Source organism: Streptomyces sp. NPDC004610 (assembly GCF_040609715.1).
Lineage (GTDB): Bacteria > Actinomycetota > Actinomycetes > Streptomycetales > Streptomycetaceae > Streptomyces.
The window spans coordinates 90,204-109,671 of record NZ_JBEXLA010000037.1 but is presented as its reverse complement, the minus strand read 5'-3'; the positions used below and the strand labels follow the sequence as shown (position 1 = coordinate 109,671).

Annotated in this window: 9 protein-coding genes and 1 pseudogene; 6 read left to right on the top strand and 4 right to left on the bottom strand. The window is 72.9% G+C overall.

The features are described 5' to 3' along the window. Positions 1-125, bottom strand: a pseudogene (locus ABZX40_RS32935) (superoxide dismutase); the annotation flags it as partial. Positions 126-468: 343 nt separating this feature from the next. Here ABZX40_RS32935 and ABZX40_RS32930 point away from each other — a divergent pair. Next, positions 469-1,050: a biotin transporter BioY gene (locus tag ABZX40_RS32930; protein ID WP_355746037.1), complete on the top strand. Its 582-nt coding sequence runs from the start codon at positions 469-471 to the stop codon at positions 1,048-1,050. A gap of 87 nt (positions 1,051-1,137) precedes the next feature. Here the strand turns inward: ABZX40_RS32930 and ABZX40_RS32925 are convergent, their stop codons facing one another. After that, complete coding sequence (locus tag ABZX40_RS32925; RefSeq protein ID WP_355746035.1) at positions 1,138-2,589, bottom strand: amino acid permease; 1,452 nt, start codon at positions 2,587-2,589, stop codon at positions 1,138-1,140. 112 nt (positions 2,590-2,701) lie between these two features. Here ABZX40_RS32925 and ABZX40_RS32920 point away from each other — a divergent pair, with 112 nt between their 5' ends. Then, entirely contained in the window at positions 2,702-3,187 is a 486-nt protein-coding gene (locus ABZX40_RS32920; protein WP_355746032.1) for a ribose-5-phosphate isomerase, read from the top strand. A gap of 58 nt (positions 3,188-3,245) precedes the next feature. Beyond that, positions 3,246-4,055, top strand: a complete 810-nt coding sequence (locus tag ABZX40_RS32915) for a DNA-formamidopyrimidine glycosylase family protein (RefSeq protein WP_355746030.1) — start codon at positions 3,246-3,248, stop codon at positions 4,053-4,055. 236 nt (positions 4,056-4,291) lie between these two features. Here ABZX40_RS32915 and ABZX40_RS32910 read toward each other — a convergent pair whose 3' ends face one another. Next, positions 4,292-5,545 carry a GNAT family N-acetyltransferase gene (locus tag ABZX40_RS32910; RefSeq protein ID WP_355746027.1) on the bottom strand — a complete coding sequence of 418 codons (1,254 nt, stop codon included), beginning with the start codon at positions 5,543-5,545 and terminating at the stop codon, positions 4,292-4,294. Between the two features lie 223 nt (positions 5,546-5,768). On the opposite strand from ABZX40_RS32910, the gene ABZX40_RS32905 reads away from it, so the two are divergent. From ABZX40_RS32905 to ABZX40_RS32895, 3 genes are all read left to right on the top strand, one after another. Then, positions 5,769-6,980, top strand: a complete 1,212-nt coding sequence (locus ABZX40_RS32905; protein ID WP_355746024.1) for a PP2C family protein-serine/threonine phosphatase — start codon at positions 5,769-5,771, stop codon at positions 6,978-6,980. 102 nt (positions 6,981-7,082) lie between these two features. Beyond that, complete coding sequence (locus tag ABZX40_RS32900; protein WP_355746021.1) at positions 7,083-7,634, top strand: HD domain-containing protein; 552 nt, start codon at positions 7,083-7,085, stop codon at positions 7,632-7,634. Between the two features lie 207 nt (positions 7,635-7,841). Then, positions 7,842-18,068, top strand: coding sequence for a hypothetical protein (locus tag ABZX40_RS32895; protein WP_355746018.1), 10,227 nt, complete (start codon positions 7,842-7,844; stop codon positions 18,066-18,068). Here the strand turns inward: ABZX40_RS32895 and ABZX40_RS32890 are convergent. Continuing rightward, entirely contained in the window at positions 18,065-19,204 is a 1,140-nt protein-coding gene (locus ABZX40_RS32890) for an acyltransferase family protein (protein WP_355746015.1), read from the bottom strand. The genes ABZX40_RS32895 and ABZX40_RS32890 overlap by 4 nt on opposite strands. Positions 19,205-19,468: the final 264 nt, after the last annotated feature.

Here is a 19,468-nt window from a genome sequence, read left to right as displayed (position 1 = left end):
TCGTTCGCGCCCTTCACATACGCCGCGTGGTGCTTGTCGTGATGCAGTTCGATGATCTCGGGGCTGATCACCGGGGCGAGCGCGGAGTAGTCGTACGGCAGTTCAGGCAGCGTATAGACGGGCATGCGGTCCCCTCCGACCTCTTATTGCAATAGCCTTGCAAGTGCACGCTAGCAGCAGGAGGGGTGGGGTGGGCGGTCGGGACGCGCGACGGAAATCCCCGCCCGGGGGATGCCCTCGGCGCCCTCTTGGAGGGATCCCACAGGCCACCGCTCCCGGCACTCATGTGATCGGACCGTCCTCACCTCAGTGACCGGCATCACGCCGACCCAGGTGTATCCGGCATTCTTTGTGCGGTGCCCACCAAGACGCGGACACCGCCTTTGTCGTCTGCGAACGGTGATCGCCCCTTCACCGCTGGGATAGCGTCACGATGTCCCGAACTGCCCTCACCCCCGCGGAGTCCCCATGGCCACCGCCGCCACCACCGCCCGTCCGGGCCTGGTCCTCGCCGACCTGCTCCCGGCCTCCCGCGTCCGTGACCTCGCGCTTGTCGCGGGGGGCGCCGCTCTCACCGGCATCGCCGCCCAGATCGCCGTCCCGGTACCCGGCTCGCCGGTCCCGGTCACCGGCCAGACCTTCGCCGCCCTGCTGGTCGGCACCGCCCTCGGCGCCGGCCGCGGCTTCCTCTCGCTCGCGCTGTACGCGCTGGTCGGCATGGCGGGCGTGCCCTGGTTCGCCGAGGGCGGCAGCGGTGTGTCCGCCCCGTCCTTCGGCTATGTCATCGGCATGCTGCTCGCCGCCACGGCCGTGGGCGCCCTGGCCCGCCGCGGCGCCGACCGCTCGCCGCTGCGGATGGCGGGGGCGATGGTGGCCGGCGAGGCGATCATCTACGCCGTCGGCGTCCCCTACCTCGCCCTGGCCGCGGACATGTCCCTCACCGCCGCCATCGCCGCGGGCCTGACCCCATTCCTCCTCGGAGACGCCCTCAAGGCAGCCCTGGCAATGGGCGCGGTCCCCCTGGCCTGGAAGCTCACGAAGCGCGACTGAGAACGCCGGGCTCCTCTACCCCGGGAGGTTAGGGGGCGCGGGGAACTGCGCGACCAGCCACGAGACCGCCGCATCCGCCGACGGCCATCACCCACGCGCCCCAGACGGCCTCCGCTCACGCCACAACGCAACCCCCACCACCCCACCCCCCACCAGCAACGACAACAACACCGTCGTACGCCCGTTGTGCTCGGTGTCCGTCAGCATGTACCCGAGCACGAACACGATCACCCCCGCCGCGGCCCAGGTCAGATACGGATACAGCCACATCCGCACCACCAGCTTCTCCGGCGACTCCCGCTCGATGATCTTCCGCATCCGCAGCTGCGAGCAGCAGATCACCAGCCAGACGAACAGCGCGACCGCCCCGGACGAGTTCACCAGGAACAGGAACACCGAGTCCGGGAACCGGTAGTTGAAGAACACGGCGACGAACCCGAACACCACGGACACCAGGATCGCCGTACGCGGCACCCCCCGCTCCGTCGTCCGCGCGAACGCCCCCGGCGCGTCCCCGCGCCGCCCCAGCGAGAACGCCATCCGGGACGCCGTGTAGAGCCCGGAGTTCAGACAGGACAGCACGGACGTCAGCACGATGAAGTTCATGATCTGCCCGGCGTGCGCGATGCCGAGGGAGTCGAGCGCGGCGACATACGAGCCGTCCTCCTGGATCGCGGCGGAGTCCCACGGCAGCAGCGCGACCACGACGAACACCGAGCCGAGATAGAAGACGCCGATCCGCCAGATGACGCTGTTGGTGGACTTGGTCACCGCCCGCCGCGGGTCCCTCGACTCGCCCGCCGCCAGCGTGGCGATCTCGCTGCCCATGAAGGAGAAGACGACCAGCAGCACCCCGGTGAGGATCGCGCCCGGCCCGTTCGGCAGAAAACCGCCGTGGCCGGTGAGATTGCCCAGCCCGGCCCGCCCGCTGTCGACGCCCGGCAGCACCCCGAACACCGCGAGCCCGCCGATCACGATGAACGCGCCGATCGCGACCACCTTGATCCCCGCGAACCAGAACTCGAACTCCCCGTAGGAGCCCACCGAGACCAGGTTCGTGCCGGTGAGCACCACCATCACCAGCAGCGCCCACGCCCACTGCGGCACGGCCGGGAGCCAGCCCTCCAGGATCACGGCCCCGGCGGTCGCCTCGACGGCGAGGACGACGACCCAGAAGAACCAGTACAGCCAGCCGATGGAGAACCCGGCCCAGCGGCCGAGCGCCCGGTCGGCGTGCGCGGAGAACGACCCCGAGGCCGGATCGGCCGCCGACATCTCGCCCAGCATCCGCATCACCAGCACCACGAGCGTGCCGACGAGCGCGTAGGAGAGCAGGATGCCGGGTCCGGCGGTGGCGATACCGGAACTGGACCCGACGAAGAGCCCGGCGCCGATGACTCCCCCTAGGGCGATCATCGACAGATGGCGGTTCTTGAGCCCGGCCTGAAGCCCGGAACCGGGCTCACCGGAGCCGGAGCCGCGGCCGTGGCCGTGTCCCTCGGGCCCGGCGTCGGACAGGGTGGGTGGAGACGCTGCCATGTGGGGGGTCCTTAGCGGAGTAGGTGGGGTGGGGGGAGGGAGGGCGGACGACGGTCCCCGTCGCCCCGGCCCCTGCGCTGCCCCGCTTACCCGGGCATGTCACACTCATCCCATGCGCGTGTACCTCGGCTCCGACCATGCCGGCTACGAACTCAAGAACCACCTCGTCGAGTGGCTGAAGTCGGCGGGCCACGAGCCCGTGGACTGCGGGCCGCACCTCTACGACGCCCAGGACGACTACCCGCCCTTCTGCCTGCGCGCCGCCGAGCGCACGGCCGTGGACCCGGACGCCCTCGGCATCGTGATCGGCGGCTCCGGCAACGGCGAGCAGATCGCCGCGAACAAGGTCAAGGGCGTCCGCGCGGCCCTCGCCTGGAGCGAGGAGACGGCGGCGCTCGGCCGCCAGCACAACAACGCCAATGTGGTCGCGGTCGGCGCCCGTATGCACTCGGAGGCGGAGGCGACGGGGTTCGTCGAGACCTTCCTCGCCACCCCCTTCTCCGGCGACGAGCGGCACATCCGGCGCATCGACATGCTCGCGGACTACGAGACCACGGGCGAGCTGCCGCCGATCCCGGCCCACCACCCGCAGGGCTGAGGCCGCGCGGGGACCAGAGGCGAGACGGCCGGGACAGGAGCGGACGGGAGACGGCATCGTGCCGGAGGGCCACACCATCCATCGGCTCGCCCAGGACTACGGGGCCGCCTTCGCGGGGCGCCCGGTGCGGGTCAGCAGCCCCCAGGGCAAGTTCAGCGACGCCGCCGCCCTGCTGGACCGTACGCCGCTGGAAGCGGCCGACGCCCACGGCAAGCATCTCTTCCTGGGGTTCCGGGACGCCGACTGGGTCCATATCCACCTCGGGCTCTTCGGCAAGGTCGCCTTCGGTGCCGCCCCGGCGCCCCCGCCCACGGACACCGTCCGGCTGCGGCTCACCAGCGACACCGCCTATGTCGATCTGCGCGGCCCGACCACCTGCGCCCTGATCACCGGCGCCGAGAAGCAGGCCGTCCACGACCGGCTCGGCCCCGACCCGCTCCGCGCGGACGCCGACCCGGGCGCCGCCTACCGGCGGATCTCCCGCAGCCGTACGACGATCGCCGCGCTGCTGATGGACCAGAAGGTCATCGCCGGGGTCGGCAACGTCTACCGCGCCGAGGTGCTCTTCCGGCACGGTATCGACCCCTACCGCGCCGGGCGGGACCTCACCCCGGCCGAGTGGGACGCGATCTGGGCCGATCTGGTCGCCCTGATGCGCGAGGGCGTCCGCCTCAACCGCATCGACACCGTCCGCCCCGAGCACACCCCCGAGGCGATGGGCCGCCCGCCCCGCGTGGACGATCACGGGGGCGAGGTGTACGTCTACCGGCGGGCGCACCAGCCCTGCCATCTGTGCGGCGGCGAGATCCGCACCGCCGACCTCGCCGCCCGCAACCTCTTCTGGTGCCCCACCTGCCAGACCCACTGACCCGACCGACCCCAGGCCCCCGGCCCCCGGTCAGATGCCGAAGGAGGCAGCCACGCCCCGATCACAAGCCCCGCGGCAGCCAGGCCCAGCTCAGCAGCCGACGGCAGCCCACGCCCCGGTCACAAGCCGTGCGGCAGCCAGAGCCCAGCTCAGCTGCCGATGACGACCCACGCCCCGCTCAGAAGCCGTGCGGCAGCCAGACCCAGCTCAGCAGCCGACGGCAGCCCACGCCCCGCTCAGAAGCCGTGCGGCAGCCAGGGCGCGGGGCCGCCGCCCGGCCCGAACGCCGCCGACGCCGCCGCCAGCGCCCCGTCCCGCACCTCCCGGACCAGCCCGGCCCCGGCCAGCGCCGCCAGCGACGTACCGCCCAGATACGCCGACCCCAGCTCCCGCACCGACAGCGCCAGATCCGCCGCGTCCGTGGTGGGCGCGCAGGACGCGCCGCCCGCGTCCCCGGTGAGGCGCCAGCGCCCCGCGTTCCAGGGGCAGAAGGCGTCCTCGACGTCCAGCACCAGATCCACCGGCACCGCGTACGTCCGGGCCGCCAGCGCCGCGCCCACGTCCACCAGCCGGACATGCGCCGAGTCCTTCAGCCCTACGCCCAACCGCCGGACGTCCGACGCCAGATGCAGTACCGGATCGTCCACCGGGCGTCCGCGCGCCTCCAGCGTCGAGGTGAGGTCGATATCGAACAGGAACCGCCACAGCGCCGCGTACGCCGCCGGATACAGCGCCTCCACATCCCGCAGCCGCACCACGCCGTTCGGCCCGGCCGGATCCCACCCCGGCTTCACCTGGAACCGGGCATAGCCGACGATCTCCCGCTCCGACCCCGCCGCCCGCTCCGCGACCACGCACTGGAGCGGCGACGCCCCCTCCCGCTCGCTCTCCGGGTCCAGCAGCGGCACCCGCTCCCAGCCCGGCTGCCGGGCCAGCATCCCCGCCCGCCCCGCCACCTTCGCCGCGTACACCGCCTCGCACGCCGCCAGCACCTCCCCGGGCGCCGCGTACCGCAGCCGTACGTCATCCGTCCCCGGCGGGACCGACAGCCGTACCCGGCGGGTCTCGGCGGTCAGACTGAGCGAGTGCGAGCCGATGCCGTAGCCGAACCGGCCGTAGATCCCCGGCTCGGACGCCGTCAGCACCGCCAGCGGCCAGCCCCAGGACCGGACGTCCGCGAGCTGGCGCTCCATCATCGCCGTCAGCACCCCGCGCCGCCGGTGGGTGGCGGCCACGCTCACCATGGTCACGCCCGCCGCCGGTACCGACGCCCCGCCCGGCACGGTCATCCGGAACGCGAACGCCCCGGCCGTCCCCACCACCTCATCGCCGTCCCACGCCCCGAGGGAACGTTCCGTCTCGATCAGGGAGTCCCACAGCTCCCGCTCCTCCGGTGCCTCCGGCACCCCGCCGAACGCGCGGATCAGGGTGCCGTACCAGCGGGAGATCTCGTCCTTGTCGTCCTTGTGCGGCACCCGAAGATGCGCCACCCTCGCAGGGGCACCCGCACCAGCCGTCGTGTCACTCGCCTTGCTCGCCTCACTCACCATGAACCCATGCCTACCAGGGCATTGCCGGACGAGCCAGGGAATTTCCCCCTGAGGGCGGCGCGACGGCTTTCCGTGAAGTTCACTGTGAAGTCGAGCCTCGGACGGGGGACAAGTGGGACCTCCCGTACCGGGCGGCCGGTCCGATGGATAGGGTCCCGAACTAATGGCAGCAGGACGAGAGCGGCGCGCGGCGGCCGAGACGTTCCCGGCCCGGTTGAAGATGCAGTGGCACCGGGCCCGCGTCGGCGTGCGCAGAAGCGCCGTGGACTACTTCCGCGGCGACGGCTCCGACTGGATCGCCCTCGTCGGACTGCTGCTCACCATCCCCGTGATCACCGTCATGACCCTCGCCAACCCGGTCTGGTTCTCCCCGGCCGCGCTGGTGCTGCCGATCGTGGCGGGCGGACTGCTGCTGCGCCCCGCCAGCCTGCTCGGGCTGTACGCGGGCGCGGCCACCGCGCTGATCCTGGAGTCCGTCCGGCTCGGCCCGTACACCGAGGGCCCCGCCCGGGTCACGCCCGGCGTGGTGCTGGTGGTGGCCGCCTGCGGGTTCTTCGGGCTGCTGATCGCCCAGTTCCGCAGCCGGGTCGGGGTGCCCTGGCGGCGCGGCGGCACCATGCTCTTCGATCTGCGCGAACGGATCCGCACCCAGAGCCGGCTGCCCAAGCTCCCGGCGGGCTGGCACCGCGAGATGGCGCTGCGCCCGGCCGGCGGCCAGTCCTTCTCCGGGGACTTCGTGGTCGCCGCCCGCACCAACGGCGGCCGGACCCTGGAGGTCGTCCTCACCGATGTCTCCGGCAAGGGCATGGACGCGGGCTCGCGCGCCCTGCTGCTCTCCGGCGCCTTCGGCGGCCTCCTCGGCTCCCTCCCGCCGCACGCCTTCCTCCCCGCCGCCAACGGCTATCTGCTCCGCCAGGACTGGGACGAGGGCTTCGCCACCTCCATCCATCTCGTCCTGGACCTCGACTCCGGGGACTACGAGCTGTACTCCGCGGGCCATCCGCCGGGCCTCCAGCTCAGCGCGGGCAGCGGACGCTGGGAGGAGAAGGCCGCCGAGGGCCCCCTCCTCGGGGTGTACGACGCCGCCCAGTTCGACCCGGTCAAGGGCACGCTGCGCCCCGGCGACGTTCTGATGCTGTTCACGGACGGCCTGGTCGAGACCTCCGAACGGGACATCGTGGAAGGCATCGACCGCCTCACCGGCGAGGCCGACCGCTATGTCGCCGGAGGCTTCCACGGCGCCGCCTGGCATCTCATCGAGGCGGTCGCCAAGGACGTCAACGACGACCGCGCGCTGCTGCTGATCAGCCGCGAGGGAGGCGGCCCGGCCACGCCACCGCCTCCGGCGCTCTCCGGGCCGCCCCAGGCTCCGTAGGGGCTCCAGGAGGCTTGGAAGGGGGCTTGAAGGGGGCTTCCCAGGCTTCCTGGGGGCCTCTGAGGGCCTGAAGGTCCGGGGGGCCGGGGGAGACACTGGGGCATGACCGATGCCCCAGCCCCAGGCCCGGCCCCAAACCCGGCCCCAGCCGCCGCCGGGTCCCCCGACCCGCCCCCGCCCCCGCCCCCGCTCACCCTCCCCGAGGTCGAGGCGCTCGCCCGCGCCGCGCACCAGGGCCAGACCGACAAGGCCGGACGCCCCTACGCCGAGCATCTGCGGGCCGTCGCGGACGGCGTACGGCGCCGGGGCGGCGACCCCGACCAGATCGCCGCCGCCTGGCTGCACGACGCCGTCGAGGACGACGCCCTCTCCGAGCAGCAGCTCGCCGGGACCCCGCTCAGCCCCCGTACGAAGGCCATCGTCCTGGCGCTGACCAAGCGCGCCGGGCAGACCCCGCAGGAGTACGCGGCCCGCGTCCTCGCGGTGCCGGGGGCGCTGCTGGTGAAGGAGGCCGATCTGGCGCACAACGCCGACCCGGAGCGGCTGGCGGTGCTGGGGGAGGAGACCCGGGAGCGGCTGACCCGCAAGTACGCGCGGATGCGGGCGCTGCTGGGACTGCCCCGGAAGCCGCTGGATGGACCCCCGGTGGCCTGAAGGTGACGGCCAGGTGAACGGCGTCAATAAGCAATAAATAAGTTTCAGCGAGCATCTTTCTTGGTTTCCAGTAGTCACCACCCGCCCGACCATTCATGTGGTATTGGGCCACTTTGCTCGCGATCGGTGTTTCATCGAAGCTAACTTCCAGTAATTGCTGGAGCGCCCCATGGTGGGGACAACCATCGTTGTCAACACTCCTTGTCCATGGCTTCAGATGAACTTAACGGCCTGTTTCTCGCCCTCACCGGTTCGGAGATGCCGGACGCCGATTCGGCGCTGATGCGCGCCTATCTGGCGCAGCCGCAGCGTGAGCTGGAGGAGCAGCTCGTCCAGATACAGGAACTGGTCGTGCGGGTCGCCCAGTCCGTGTCGTCGAATGCCACGGGCGAGTTCAGCGAGTCGTATGTCGAGGCCATGAAGACGCTGGCCGCCCCGGAGGGGATGGCCGCGCTGGAGGGATTGCGGCAACAGGCAAGGGAGTTGGGGGACTTCGCGGAGGAGTCGGCGTACCAGGTCGACTACACGAATCTGATGATCCTCATGCAGCTGGCGATGTTCCTGCTGGAGTGGATGTTCACGCTGGTGATGGCGCTGTGGAATCCCTTCGGCGCACTGATACGGCAGTCCTTTCTCAAAGCGTTCTACCGGGCGATCCTGAACAGTCTGGTGCTGCGGGTGCTGGCGTCGATCCTGATGCAGCAGGTGATCCAGGTCGGACTGGCCGTGGCCATGGACCGGATCGCCCAGTGGGCCCTGGCCAAGATGGGCAAGCACACCACCAAGGGCAACACGTATCTGGTCCAGGCGGTCGGCTTCGGCGCGGTGTCCGGGCTGCTGGCGGTGCCGTTGCAGTTCTCGGCGTCCTGGGTGGCGCAGCGGCTGACCAAGGCGTGGCGCGGGGACGCGGGGGCGAAGCTCTTCAACGACCTGGACAACGCCCTGGCCAACCCGCCGGGACCGGTCCGGACGACGACCCGGGACGCCGCCGACGACAAACTGGACGGCGGCGGCCCCGCCCCCGTGCCGAGGCCCCGCCCCTCGGACACCGTGTTCGCCCGGGAGTTCACCGACCTGGTCACCGATGTCTCGGCACGGGTGATGCGCGACGGGGATCCGGGCGAGCTGGGTCTGACCCTCGTGGACGACATGGGGGCCGTCTTCGCCCGCGGTTTCGCCGACGACCTGGGCGGCGAGGGCCTGGCGGCGGCGCTGGGGCAGGAGTGGGCGCGGACGCTCCTGCGCAATCTGGGCAGCGACGACCTCGGGGGCGCGCTGAGCGGCGTCCTGGCCCGGGGCCTGCCGGATGCCTTCGGCGACGGGGTGCGGCGGGCGCTGTCGTACGGGGCGGCGGACCTGGTGGTCCCGTCCAACTGGGGCGGCAAGCTGATCAACTTCGTGGTGCAGGGCGTGGGGGAGGGGGTCCTGGGCCTGGGCTCGGAGATCGTTTACAACGCGGTCGCGCTGAAGGAGTTCTCCGTCAACGCGGCGAGCTTCTACTCGGGAATGATCAGCGAACGCTTCACACAGACGCTCGACTTCAACGCGGAGTGGGTGGCGGCGGGCTGGAAGAACCTGATGGCGGACGTGGGGTCCAAGTCGGGGACGGCGGGGGGGACGGCGGGGGAGCCCGTTCCGGGTTCCGACTCCGACTCCGGTTCGGGCACCGGCTCCGACTCCGGCTATGACTCCGGCAGGGGTGGCCTGGTGATGGCCGGGCCGAACGGCACGAACGGGTTCAACGGCGTAAACGGGTTCAACGGTACGAGTGGGCTCAACGGCACGAACGGGTTCGGGGGACTCAACGGGTCCGGCGGGCTCAACGGGCCCGGTCGCTTCACGGTCCCCGGTGTCTTCGGAGACGGCGGCGGCACGTGGAACACCGACGCTGAAACGTTTCTGGCAAACGTACCGGAGTTCGACCGTCCGGCCCTCGCGCCGCTCACACCGTTCGCTACGGAGGGCGATTCCACGGCGGACGGCACCCGGTCGGCGGCGGACCGGCAGACCCCGGACGCCTCCCGCCCGTCGAGTCCGGCCATGCCCTCTCCGGTCACCGGCACGCCGCTCGATCAGCGGGCGCCGGGAGACGTCCCGACGACGGACGCGGGCCGGGTCGTGGTCCCGCCCGCGATCAACCTCGCCCAGGACCCGGGCGCCGGTGCCCCTCGGCCGACGGCGGACCCCTCCACGACGGACAGGGAGCCGCTGCCGCAGGGGCCGGGGGTGCCTCAGCCGTCCGGCCTGGTCACTCCCTCCCCGGTCACCACTTCTCCGGTCACCACTTCTCCGGTACCGGTACCGCTCCCTCCGGTCATGCCGTCGCCGGTCACGCCGACTCCCGTCACGCCTACTTCGGTCACGCCTACTCCCGTCACGCCTACTTCGGCCACACCGTCTCCGGTCACTGACGCCTCCCCCCGCTCCAGCGCGCCCGGACCGGCCACGGCCACGCCCCGGCCCGATCAAGCCCGGCCCGATCAGCCCCGGCCCGTTCCCGGCCTGGTCTCCGACCCGGTTTCCAGCGACGTCCCCAGCCCTGTTCGCAACCTCGTCTCCGCCCCCGTCCCCGGCCCCGCTCCGTCCGCCACCCCCACCTCCAACCCGACCCCCACCTCCAACCCCGTTCTCACCCCCACCCCCACCCCCACCGAGAGCCGCCCCCCTGCCCCCACCTCCACCACCTCCACCCCCACCCCCCGCACCCCCGACCTCTTCGAGACCCTGACCGGTTCCCCCAGCTCCCCCAGTTCCCCCAACTCCGCCGCCGCCGACCACGACGACGCACCCACCACCGACACCCCGGACGATCGCCTCACCCCCGAGGAGCAGCACCACCGCGCCGAACTGCGCACCGCCGTGAACGCCGCCGCCGATGCCGCCCGGCAGGAGTATCTGCGGGACCTCGGGGCCGCCCAGGGCACCCCGCACCGCGAGGTCCCGCTCCGGATCATCAACTGCGTGATCCTGGTCCAGAAGCTGGCCCAGTACCTGTACTTCGGCAACAACTCCGACCTCTTCCGGGACGGCACCCACGGCGGCAGCGGTGTCCGGTCGGCCCGGACCATGGACGACCTCGGCATCGGCACCTCCCGCGCCGACCGGCGTCTGGCCGGGGGCCCCTGGACGCGCGTCACCTCACCGTCGGCGGTCGAGGAGGCCCTGCGCGCGGCCGAGCCCCGCTCCACCGCCCTGATCCTCGGCCAGCGCCCGGACGGACCGGGCCACGCCTTCGCCGCCCACCGCACTCAGACCGACATCCAGTGGATCGAGATGCAGGTCGAGCCGGTGGCCGGGCAGGGGCCCCGGATCGGCGATGTGCAGCTGCCGCAGCTGCCCGGTCAGACCCTGGCCGTCATCGTCGGCCCCGACGGCCGGGTCGTCCCCGACGCCTTCCCCGAACCCCCCGGCGGTTTCGCCGACCGCAGCCCCTCCGACGCCGAGGCCGTCATCGACCCCCCGGCGACGACCGGGTACGCGGCCGTCCGCCCCCAGCCCGACCCCCAGCCCCAGCCCCAACCCCCGTCCACCGCACCGGACTGGCGGGCCCTGGACCGCGCCCCGGCCGTCGGACTGCCCGCCCTCCTCGCCGGTCTCGCCGCCACCCCCGGCGCCACCACCGCCCACGCCGTCCGCGACCTCGCCGCCGCGATCGCCGGGCGGACCACCGGCCCCCCCGCCGCCGCCGTCCTCACCTTCGCCCCGACGGCCGCCGAGACCCGCCACTGGGTGCGCCGCCATCTCGCCTGGGCCATGGAGACCGTACGGGAGGACCTGCGGTGGGAGGGCCGGGCCGATCCGCGGGCCGACGCGCGGGCCCGGCGGTTCCTGCGGCAGTACGACGCCGCCTACCGCGACCCGGCGACGCTGCTCGACCGGCCCGGCACCCTGCACCACACCCTCGCCGCGGTCGACCGCGAAGTACGGGCCATCCGCACCGCGTTCACCAGCGGTATCGACCACCGGCCCGCCCCGGAGCCCCCGGAGTCCGTCCGGCTCCTCGGCCTGCGCCCGGAGCAGCTGCTGCCCGCCCTCGCCCAGGAACTCGGCGTCCCGGTCCGGCTGGACACCACCGCGCCCGACGGGACGACGTCCCGCCGCTGGGCCGAGTCCATCGGGCTCGTCTACGGCCGTGATCCGACCCCGGGCGACACCCTCCCCACCGGGATCCGCGGCGAACGCGGCTGGGCCGAGGTGGACCGGCGGCTGGCCGCGCTGGACCCCCGGCTCCCGGACCTCCACCGGTCCGCGCTGCTCCTCACCGCGTCCCCCAACGGCACCACGGCCGGTTTCCGGTCCACGCTCCCGCCCCGCGTCGGCGGCGACGCCTACCACGCCCTGGACCTGATCGACGCTCTGACCCGGGGCACCGTACGGCCCGACGCCGTCCCGGCGGCGGTCGACCGGATCGCCGGTTTCGTCGACCCGGCGGCGGCCGGCAGCCTGATGGCGCTGCTGGCCCGGCATGTCTCCACCGGGTCGGCGGACAGCGAGTTCAGGGCCCTGACGGGACGTCTGCTGGCCGCCGGGGAGGGAGCCTCCGCCCTGCTGGTCCCGGCCCACGACGGCCCCGAGGGCTCCTCGCCCGCCCCGGCCCTGCATGTCCTCAACATCGGCGGTGAGCTCCGCTGGGTCGACGCCCTCGCCGGCCCCGTCGCGGACACCTCCGTCCCGGGCCGGTTCCACTCGCTGGAGTTCGACCGGGACGGCCGCGCGCTCACCCCGGGACCGGATCTCCTCCCCCTGGGCGGCCACGCCTGGCCGCTGCGCCGCCTGGCCGTCGGGGACGAGGAGTGGACGCGGATCCGCCGGTCGGCGCTGGCGCCGGACTCACCGCCCGATTCCCCGGTCCCCCCGGCTCCGCCCGTCCCGCTCGCCCCGAGCCCGTCCGTGCGGGCCTTCGGCACCGCCCACACCGGCGCCGTCGACCTCGTCCGCATCCTCCCCGTCCCGCAGCCCACCGTCGACTGGCTGTACCACCAGGTCGTCGATGCCGTGGAGGCCGCTGAGGCCAGGGAGGTCATGGAGGCCATGGAGGCCATGGAGGACTGGGAGGGCGGCCCCGGTGCCGTCGCCACCGTCGAGCCCGAGCCCGACGCGGCGTTCCGCGCCGCCGTCCGGGCGACCCTCAACCAGAGCCTGCTCAGCGCCGACTGGCCCCGGCTGTTCAGCGAGTCCGGACTCCCGCTGCGGGTGTCGTACCGCGGGACGTGGTACCCGGTCTCCATCCGGCTCTCCACCGACGACCCCCGCCCGGCCGACCCGGGGATGGAACTCCTCGCCGACGGGCCGCCCGTGGCCGTCCACCGCTGGGCGTACGGCACCACCGAGAGCACCGAGACCGCGGGCGAGGGCGCGCTGCGGCCGGGCACGGCGGCGTACACCCACTACTTCCCGGTGGCGCGGACCGCGCTGTCGCAGGTGGCGCTCAGCCCGCAGGCGAGCCTGGTCCACAACCAGGCCGCGAGCTGGGTGACGACGGGCCGCAACGTCTATCCGATCGTCCGGCTGCGCAGCACCGAGCGCTCCTTCCCCTTCTCGTACGCCATGGACTGGGAAGTGCGGATCGGCGACGCCGCCGGGGAACTGCTCGCCGGACGGGTCCCGGCCGACGGCTGGCAGCGGATCGAGGGCGCGGCCCCCGACCGGCTGACGGTGTGGTTCCCCAAGCATCTGGCGGACCCGGCGCCGCTGCCCGTCGCCGACCCCGACGATCCCACCACCCTGCCCGCGCCGGTCGACCGGCTGCTGGACGAGGTCCCGCTCTACAGCCTGGTCAGCATCCCCGGCCACGACCGGCTGTTCGCCCATGTCATGGAGTCCTTCGCGGGGCCGCTCGACCGGCTGGGGGAGCAGTCCCAGGAGTCGCTGCGGGAGTTCCTCGCCGAGGGCGGCCTCCGGGTCAACATGCCGTCGCTCTGGGGCGGTTCCCTGCCCTCGCCCACCCTGTACGACGACTCCGGCCGGGTGCTCGGCTATCTGCGGCTCGGGGTGGACCTGACCGGTGGCGAGGAGGTGACGGGACCGATGTTCGCGGGTGCCCAGATCCAGAGCATCCTGCACCGGGCCCTGCGCATGGCGGGCGGGTCCTCGGTGACCAACTCCCTGGGCGTCAATCTGCCGCTGCCCGGCGTCTCGCTGACGATCGGCGGGGACACGGACCCGGAGACCGGGGTGCGCGGTGTCGGCGGTTCGCTGACCATGCAGTTCGGGATGCGGCACACCTTCACCCACACCCTGGGCTCCGGCGGCAGCACCCGGCTGATGCGCACCCTGCGGATCGCCCGCCCCCTGTTCCACATCACCCCGCAGGTGTCCCTGCGGGTCAGCCTGGTGCGCCCCGCCGGTCCCGAGGTGGGGCCCGCCGAGGGCACCCCGCTGGCCGACCCGGCGCAGCGCTATCCGGTGAACCTCAGGGTCCCCTCGCTGGACTCGCTGGGCCGCCCGCCCACCGAGACCCGGCATCTCCCGGCCCATCTGCTGCACCTCACCTCGCTGAGCACGGGCACGACCGCGCTCCAGGTCGAGGGGACCACCCCGCTCTTCGACCGGGCCGAGCAGGTGCTGCGCGACCACGGCTTCCTGCCCTCCCGGTCCGCCCTGGCCGGCACCCTGGACACGGTCACCCAGAAGTCGGTGCGCGCGGTACGGCTGGACAATCTGCGCAGGCTCGACCAGGCCCGGGACCGCCTCGGCCTGCGTGCCGAGCTGGACGAGATGATCGACGGCGGCTTCACCGTGCCGTTCACCGTGCCCACCACCGTCGGGGTGCGGCGGGCGACCCTCACCCTCGTCGCCGAGCGCGGCTACCGCGAGGGCGGCCCGGAGAAGGGTGTGGTGCACGAGTCGTCGGTGCCCGATGTGCACACCGCGAACTTCTACGGCGCCAACCTCGGCGGCGAGGAGTCCTTCACGACGGTCCCGCTGGCCTGGAACGCCGGGGTGCACGGCGCGGTCACCAACCCCATCTCCGCGCTGGGCCTGAGCGACACCCGGCCCCTCACCCAGGCCGGCGCGGAGTACCTGTTCAGCGCGCAGACCGCGTACACCCGGGGGGCGGCGACCGGCATCGACCAGGAGTACTACCTGCTGACCCCGACCGCCGAGGGCGTCCAGATCTTCCGGGTCCCGGTCACCTACCGCATGGAGATCGCCTTCGACGACGGGACGTCCGTCAGCCCGTCGCCCGCCGAGGGCTCGGTCCGGCTGGCGGTCCCGACCTACCGGACCTTCACCGATCCCGCCGGCTCCGCCACTTCCGCCGGGGCCCCCGCCCGGTCCGAACCGGTGGTGCGTGCGAAGGGCGGGGAGGACGACGCCCGGCTGCTGCTGCCGGACCAGCCGGGGCGCACGTACCAGAACGGGGTGCTGAAGCTGCCGGAGACGGCCTATCTGGAGCGGGTGGAGGGCAGCGGCGCGCTGCGCGACACCGTCCACGATCTGCTGGCCGGGCTGGATGTGGAGGCCGCCGCCCTGGCGCGGCAGGAGGCGGCGGCACTGGCCCTCCCCCCGATGCCGGGCGGCTGGCCGGAACACACCCCGGAGGACACCGCGGACAACACCCCGCAGGACCCCGCGGACGACCCCGCGGACGACCCGTCGGCCCCCGGCGGCCTCCCCCTCCCGGTCACCACCCCCACCCCCACCGCGGGCGTACGAGGACTCCCCGGACCGGACACCCCCGCGACCCCCGGCACCTCCTGGGGCACCGCCCTGGCCGCCACCACCGCCTCCACGGTCGGCCGCGCCGCGCTCACCGCCGTCCGCTGGGCCGCCCTGCCCCCCGGCGTCGACGGCGCCTGGCGCTTCGTCCGCCACCTGGCCGTCGGTGACCCGGTCACCGAATTCGGCTCCAGCATCGAGCAGGCCCACCGCGCGGCCCTGTCCCCGCAGCATCTGGTCGGCCACGCGATCCGGATCTTCCGGGACTCCTACGTCATCGAGAGCGGCGGCACCCCCGGAGCGCTGGCCGGGACGGATGTGACCGTGGAGGTCCGCGGCTATCTGACCGACGTCCGCAGGCTCCCGTACGCGCCGAAGCTCACCGTCGAGCGCTACAACCAGACCAACGACTCCTCCTCCACCACCGAGTCCCGGACCACGGGCCACCGCTTCGCCGGCTCCCTGACCGGCCGCTACGGCGACTCCACCCGCTCCTTCGACCCCACCGGCACCTACCACTACACCACCGGCACCACCCACAGCACCTCGGTCGCCGACAAGAGCGTGTCGGCCCGCGCGATGATCGACGAGGGCAGGACCGGGCACCTGTTCACCGCCACCCCGGTCTATGTCGTCACCGTCCGCAAGGGCATCGGCAACATCGTCACCGGGACGGTCCATCCCCGCCCCCACATCGAGCGCACCCGGGTGGTCGAGGTGCCCGACGGCGTCGAGTTCATCCTGGTGGACGAGGATCTGCGCAACCACCCCGACCTCGCCACGCTCGGCGGCCCCACCCCCACCCCGGCGAACCCCCTGGACCGGGTGCTGCCGTCCTGGTACCGCGACAGCGGGGGCGTCATGGCCACCGGCACGGTCATCGAGGCCCATCTCCAGGACGGCCGCAGCGCCCTGCACGACGCCGTCCGCGCCGCGGTCGAGGAACAGGCGCCCGGCTCCACCACCCCGGGCAGCGTCACCTACCGGCGCAATGTGCTGACCCGGATCAACGAGCACACCTCGGCCGTGGGCCTGCGCAGCCTGCCCGAGGCCGGCCCGGAAGGGCACGCCGCCTTCCACTTCGTCCACAACTCCTGGTTCGGCCCGCGGCTGGTCGAGGTCGCCCTCACCGCCCACCCGGTCCCCGGCGCACTCGACGCGGTCCGCGGCCGGGTCACCGACCCCGACTCCGGCCTCGACACCCTCTACGACCGCTCCACCGGCGAGGGCACCGCCCTGCGGGTGCCCGGCGCCACCCAGGTCTCCGTCACCCGCACCGCCGGTCACGGACTGGACCTCGCCCCCGTCGGCCAGGTCCGCGGCAACCAGGGACGGCCCCGGATCGCCCTGTCCGGCAGCCGCTCCACCACCGACAGCCAGTCCTCCAGCCGCCAACTGCGCGCCTGGGCCCGCACCCTGAACACCGTCGACTTCCACGGGGTGGAGTACGAGTACAGCTGGTCGGTCACCGCCCGCCCGCTGACCGAGGCGCTCCTCGTCGGGATCGTCACCGCCGGGCTGGGCGGGGTGACCAACGGTCTGCTGTGGGCGGGCCGCGCCACCGGGCTCGTCGGCCCCCAGCAGCCCCAGACCGGCTCCACGGGCACCCGCCGCGCCCGCCTCGACCTCCGCTTCCCGGCGGACGAGGCCCCGCCGGTCCCCTCCGTCACCCCGGTCCCGGCCCCGGCAGCCCTCCCGGCCCCGCCCGTGACCCCGGACGGGCTCGTGCCCCCGGCCGTCTACGCCGTCGACCCCACCGCCGCACCGCCCCCGGACGCGATCGTCGTCCAGATCGAGCCCCCCGAGGTGCCCACCACCACCCGCTCGCTGCTCACCGGCCACCCCTGGCAGCCCACCCGCGCCATCCAGCTCTACGCGTTCGGCGGCCTGCCGGAGCTGGGCCGGGCCCTGCGCGAGGTCCAGCCCGCGCTCGGCCGGACCGACGCCCCCCAGACCTCCCGGTCACCGGCGGGCATGCTGCTGCGCCTCACCGAACTCGTCTCCACCACGCGGGCGGTCGTCCTGGAACCGGCCCAGGTCGCCGCGTTCCTCGGCCAGAAGGGCGCCCCCGGCGTCTCCCTGCGCATCGGCGGCGTGTACGCGGCCCGCGCCGAGTCCAGCAGCAAGGACATCGCCATCGACCGCATGGCGATGATGGTGGACGGCTTCGGCGGCCAGACCAGCAAGACCACGACGCTCGGGGTGACCTTCGGCGGCTCCCCGATGCAGGCCGACGGCATCCGGCGCGGCGGCCCGTCCGTCCCCCTGCTGGGCGGCACCAGCACCCTCGGCCAGGGGTCGAGCGTCACCGGCCAGCGCCGGGACGTGATGCGGGCCGGCACCACCAAGCCCGAGGCCGACGGTTCGGGCCTCACCGGCCACCGGGTCCGCGCCGTGGCGGTGGTGGAGGTACGCGGCCCGGCGGGCACCCGCTGGGTCGTCGGCGACCTGGTCTTCCGCACGACGGAGACACCGCCACCGCTGCCCACCCCGCCCCCGGCACTCGCCCCGGCGCCTGCCCCCGCTCCAGCGCCGGACGCGGACCCGGTTCCTGTGCCGGACCCGGTCACTGTGCCGGACCTGGTCCCTGTCCCGGACCTTGACCCGGACCCTGTCCCTGTGTCGACGACGCCCACCTCGGCTCCGGACCCGGCCCCGACGGTCGTCTCGATCTCCGACCGCATCACAGCCGTACTGATGGGCGCCGACGGGGGCGACCGGGGCGGCCGGGTGGCGGAGGACGCCGGGGACGAACGGAAAGCCGTCAGCTAGGCGTTGACCCGCTCGCGCTCACCGTGCCCCGGCTGCGACACCGGCCGCGGACCGGAACCCCCAGCCCCAGCCTCAGCCCCAGCCTCAGCCCCTGCCTCAGCCCCAGCCCCTTCCCGCTCCCGGGCCACCCGCCCCGCGTCCCGGCGGAACGCCCAGTCCATCCGCGGCTCCATGGAGAACCGGAAGACCCGCCGCACCGGCCCGGTGCACAGCAGCGTGACCCCGACCACGGCCAGCGCTGTGACAAAGATCTCGCCGAGCGGCCGATGCAGCCAGGCCGGGTCGAACAGCCCGGCCTGATCGGCGCCCTTGACCACGAAACCGTGCAGCAGATAGCCGTACAGCGTGCCCGCGCCCAGCGCGGTGAACCAGGTACGGCGGCCCGGCACCCAGGCGAAGAAGCACGCGGTCAGCAGCAGCGAGCAGCCGAACAGGGCGAGCACCATCACCGGCCCGGTCCACCAGGGCGCGCCCAACTCCTCGGCGGAGTCGCGGTGGTAGAACCACCCGGTCTCCATCCGCGGCACCGCCCACCAGCCGACGGCGACCGCGAGGGCGAACACCGGAACCGACGCGATCCGTACCGAGGTCCGCCGCACCCACTGGAAGTGCTCCGGCCTCATGCCCAGTCCGAGCACGAAGAACGGCAGGAACTGCAACACCCGCTGAAGGTCGAGGTCGTCGCCGATTTCGGGGGAGAGGGTGGCGACCATGGCGATGGCCAGCGCCACCGGCAGCGGATACCGAATCATCTTCCAGATCGGCGTGGTGAGCCGCCACACGAACAACGCGCAGAGGAACCAGGTCAGATACCAGGGATCCAGCAGACTGATCTCCGCGGTCGCGTCCTTTTCGACGTACCGGCGGAATACGAAATACGCGGTCTCGAAGAGGATGTAGGGCACCGCGACACCCGTGATCAGGCGCTTGAGCCGGTCGGGCCGCATGTCGAAACTGCGGGAGAAGTAGCCGGAGATGAGGATGAACGCCGGCATGTGGAACGCGTACACCACCATATACAGGCCCTCCAGCACACGGCTGTCCCCCTTCAGGGGTTCCCAGGTGTGCCCGATCGCGACCAGCACGATGGCGAGATATTTGGCGTTGTCGAAGAATGCGTCCCGCTGCTTGCTCATCGGGGCACCCTAGTGGCGGGCGAGCTTTGTGCAAAACGAGGGCGGCGCTCTTCGTATCACTATTCGAAATGTCCGCTTCTCTGCTGTTCTAAAGACCTGTGAATTACTGTGAACACACTGTGTGGACATGGAAACGATTGTGCCGAATTCCCTGTTCAGTGCGGGTTTCGCGACGGGACCCGACCATCCTTGTGTGACCGACGTTGCGTCACGCCCCGCATACCGGAGCCGGGTTGGTGGCACCATGGTTCTGGCGGGGATGCG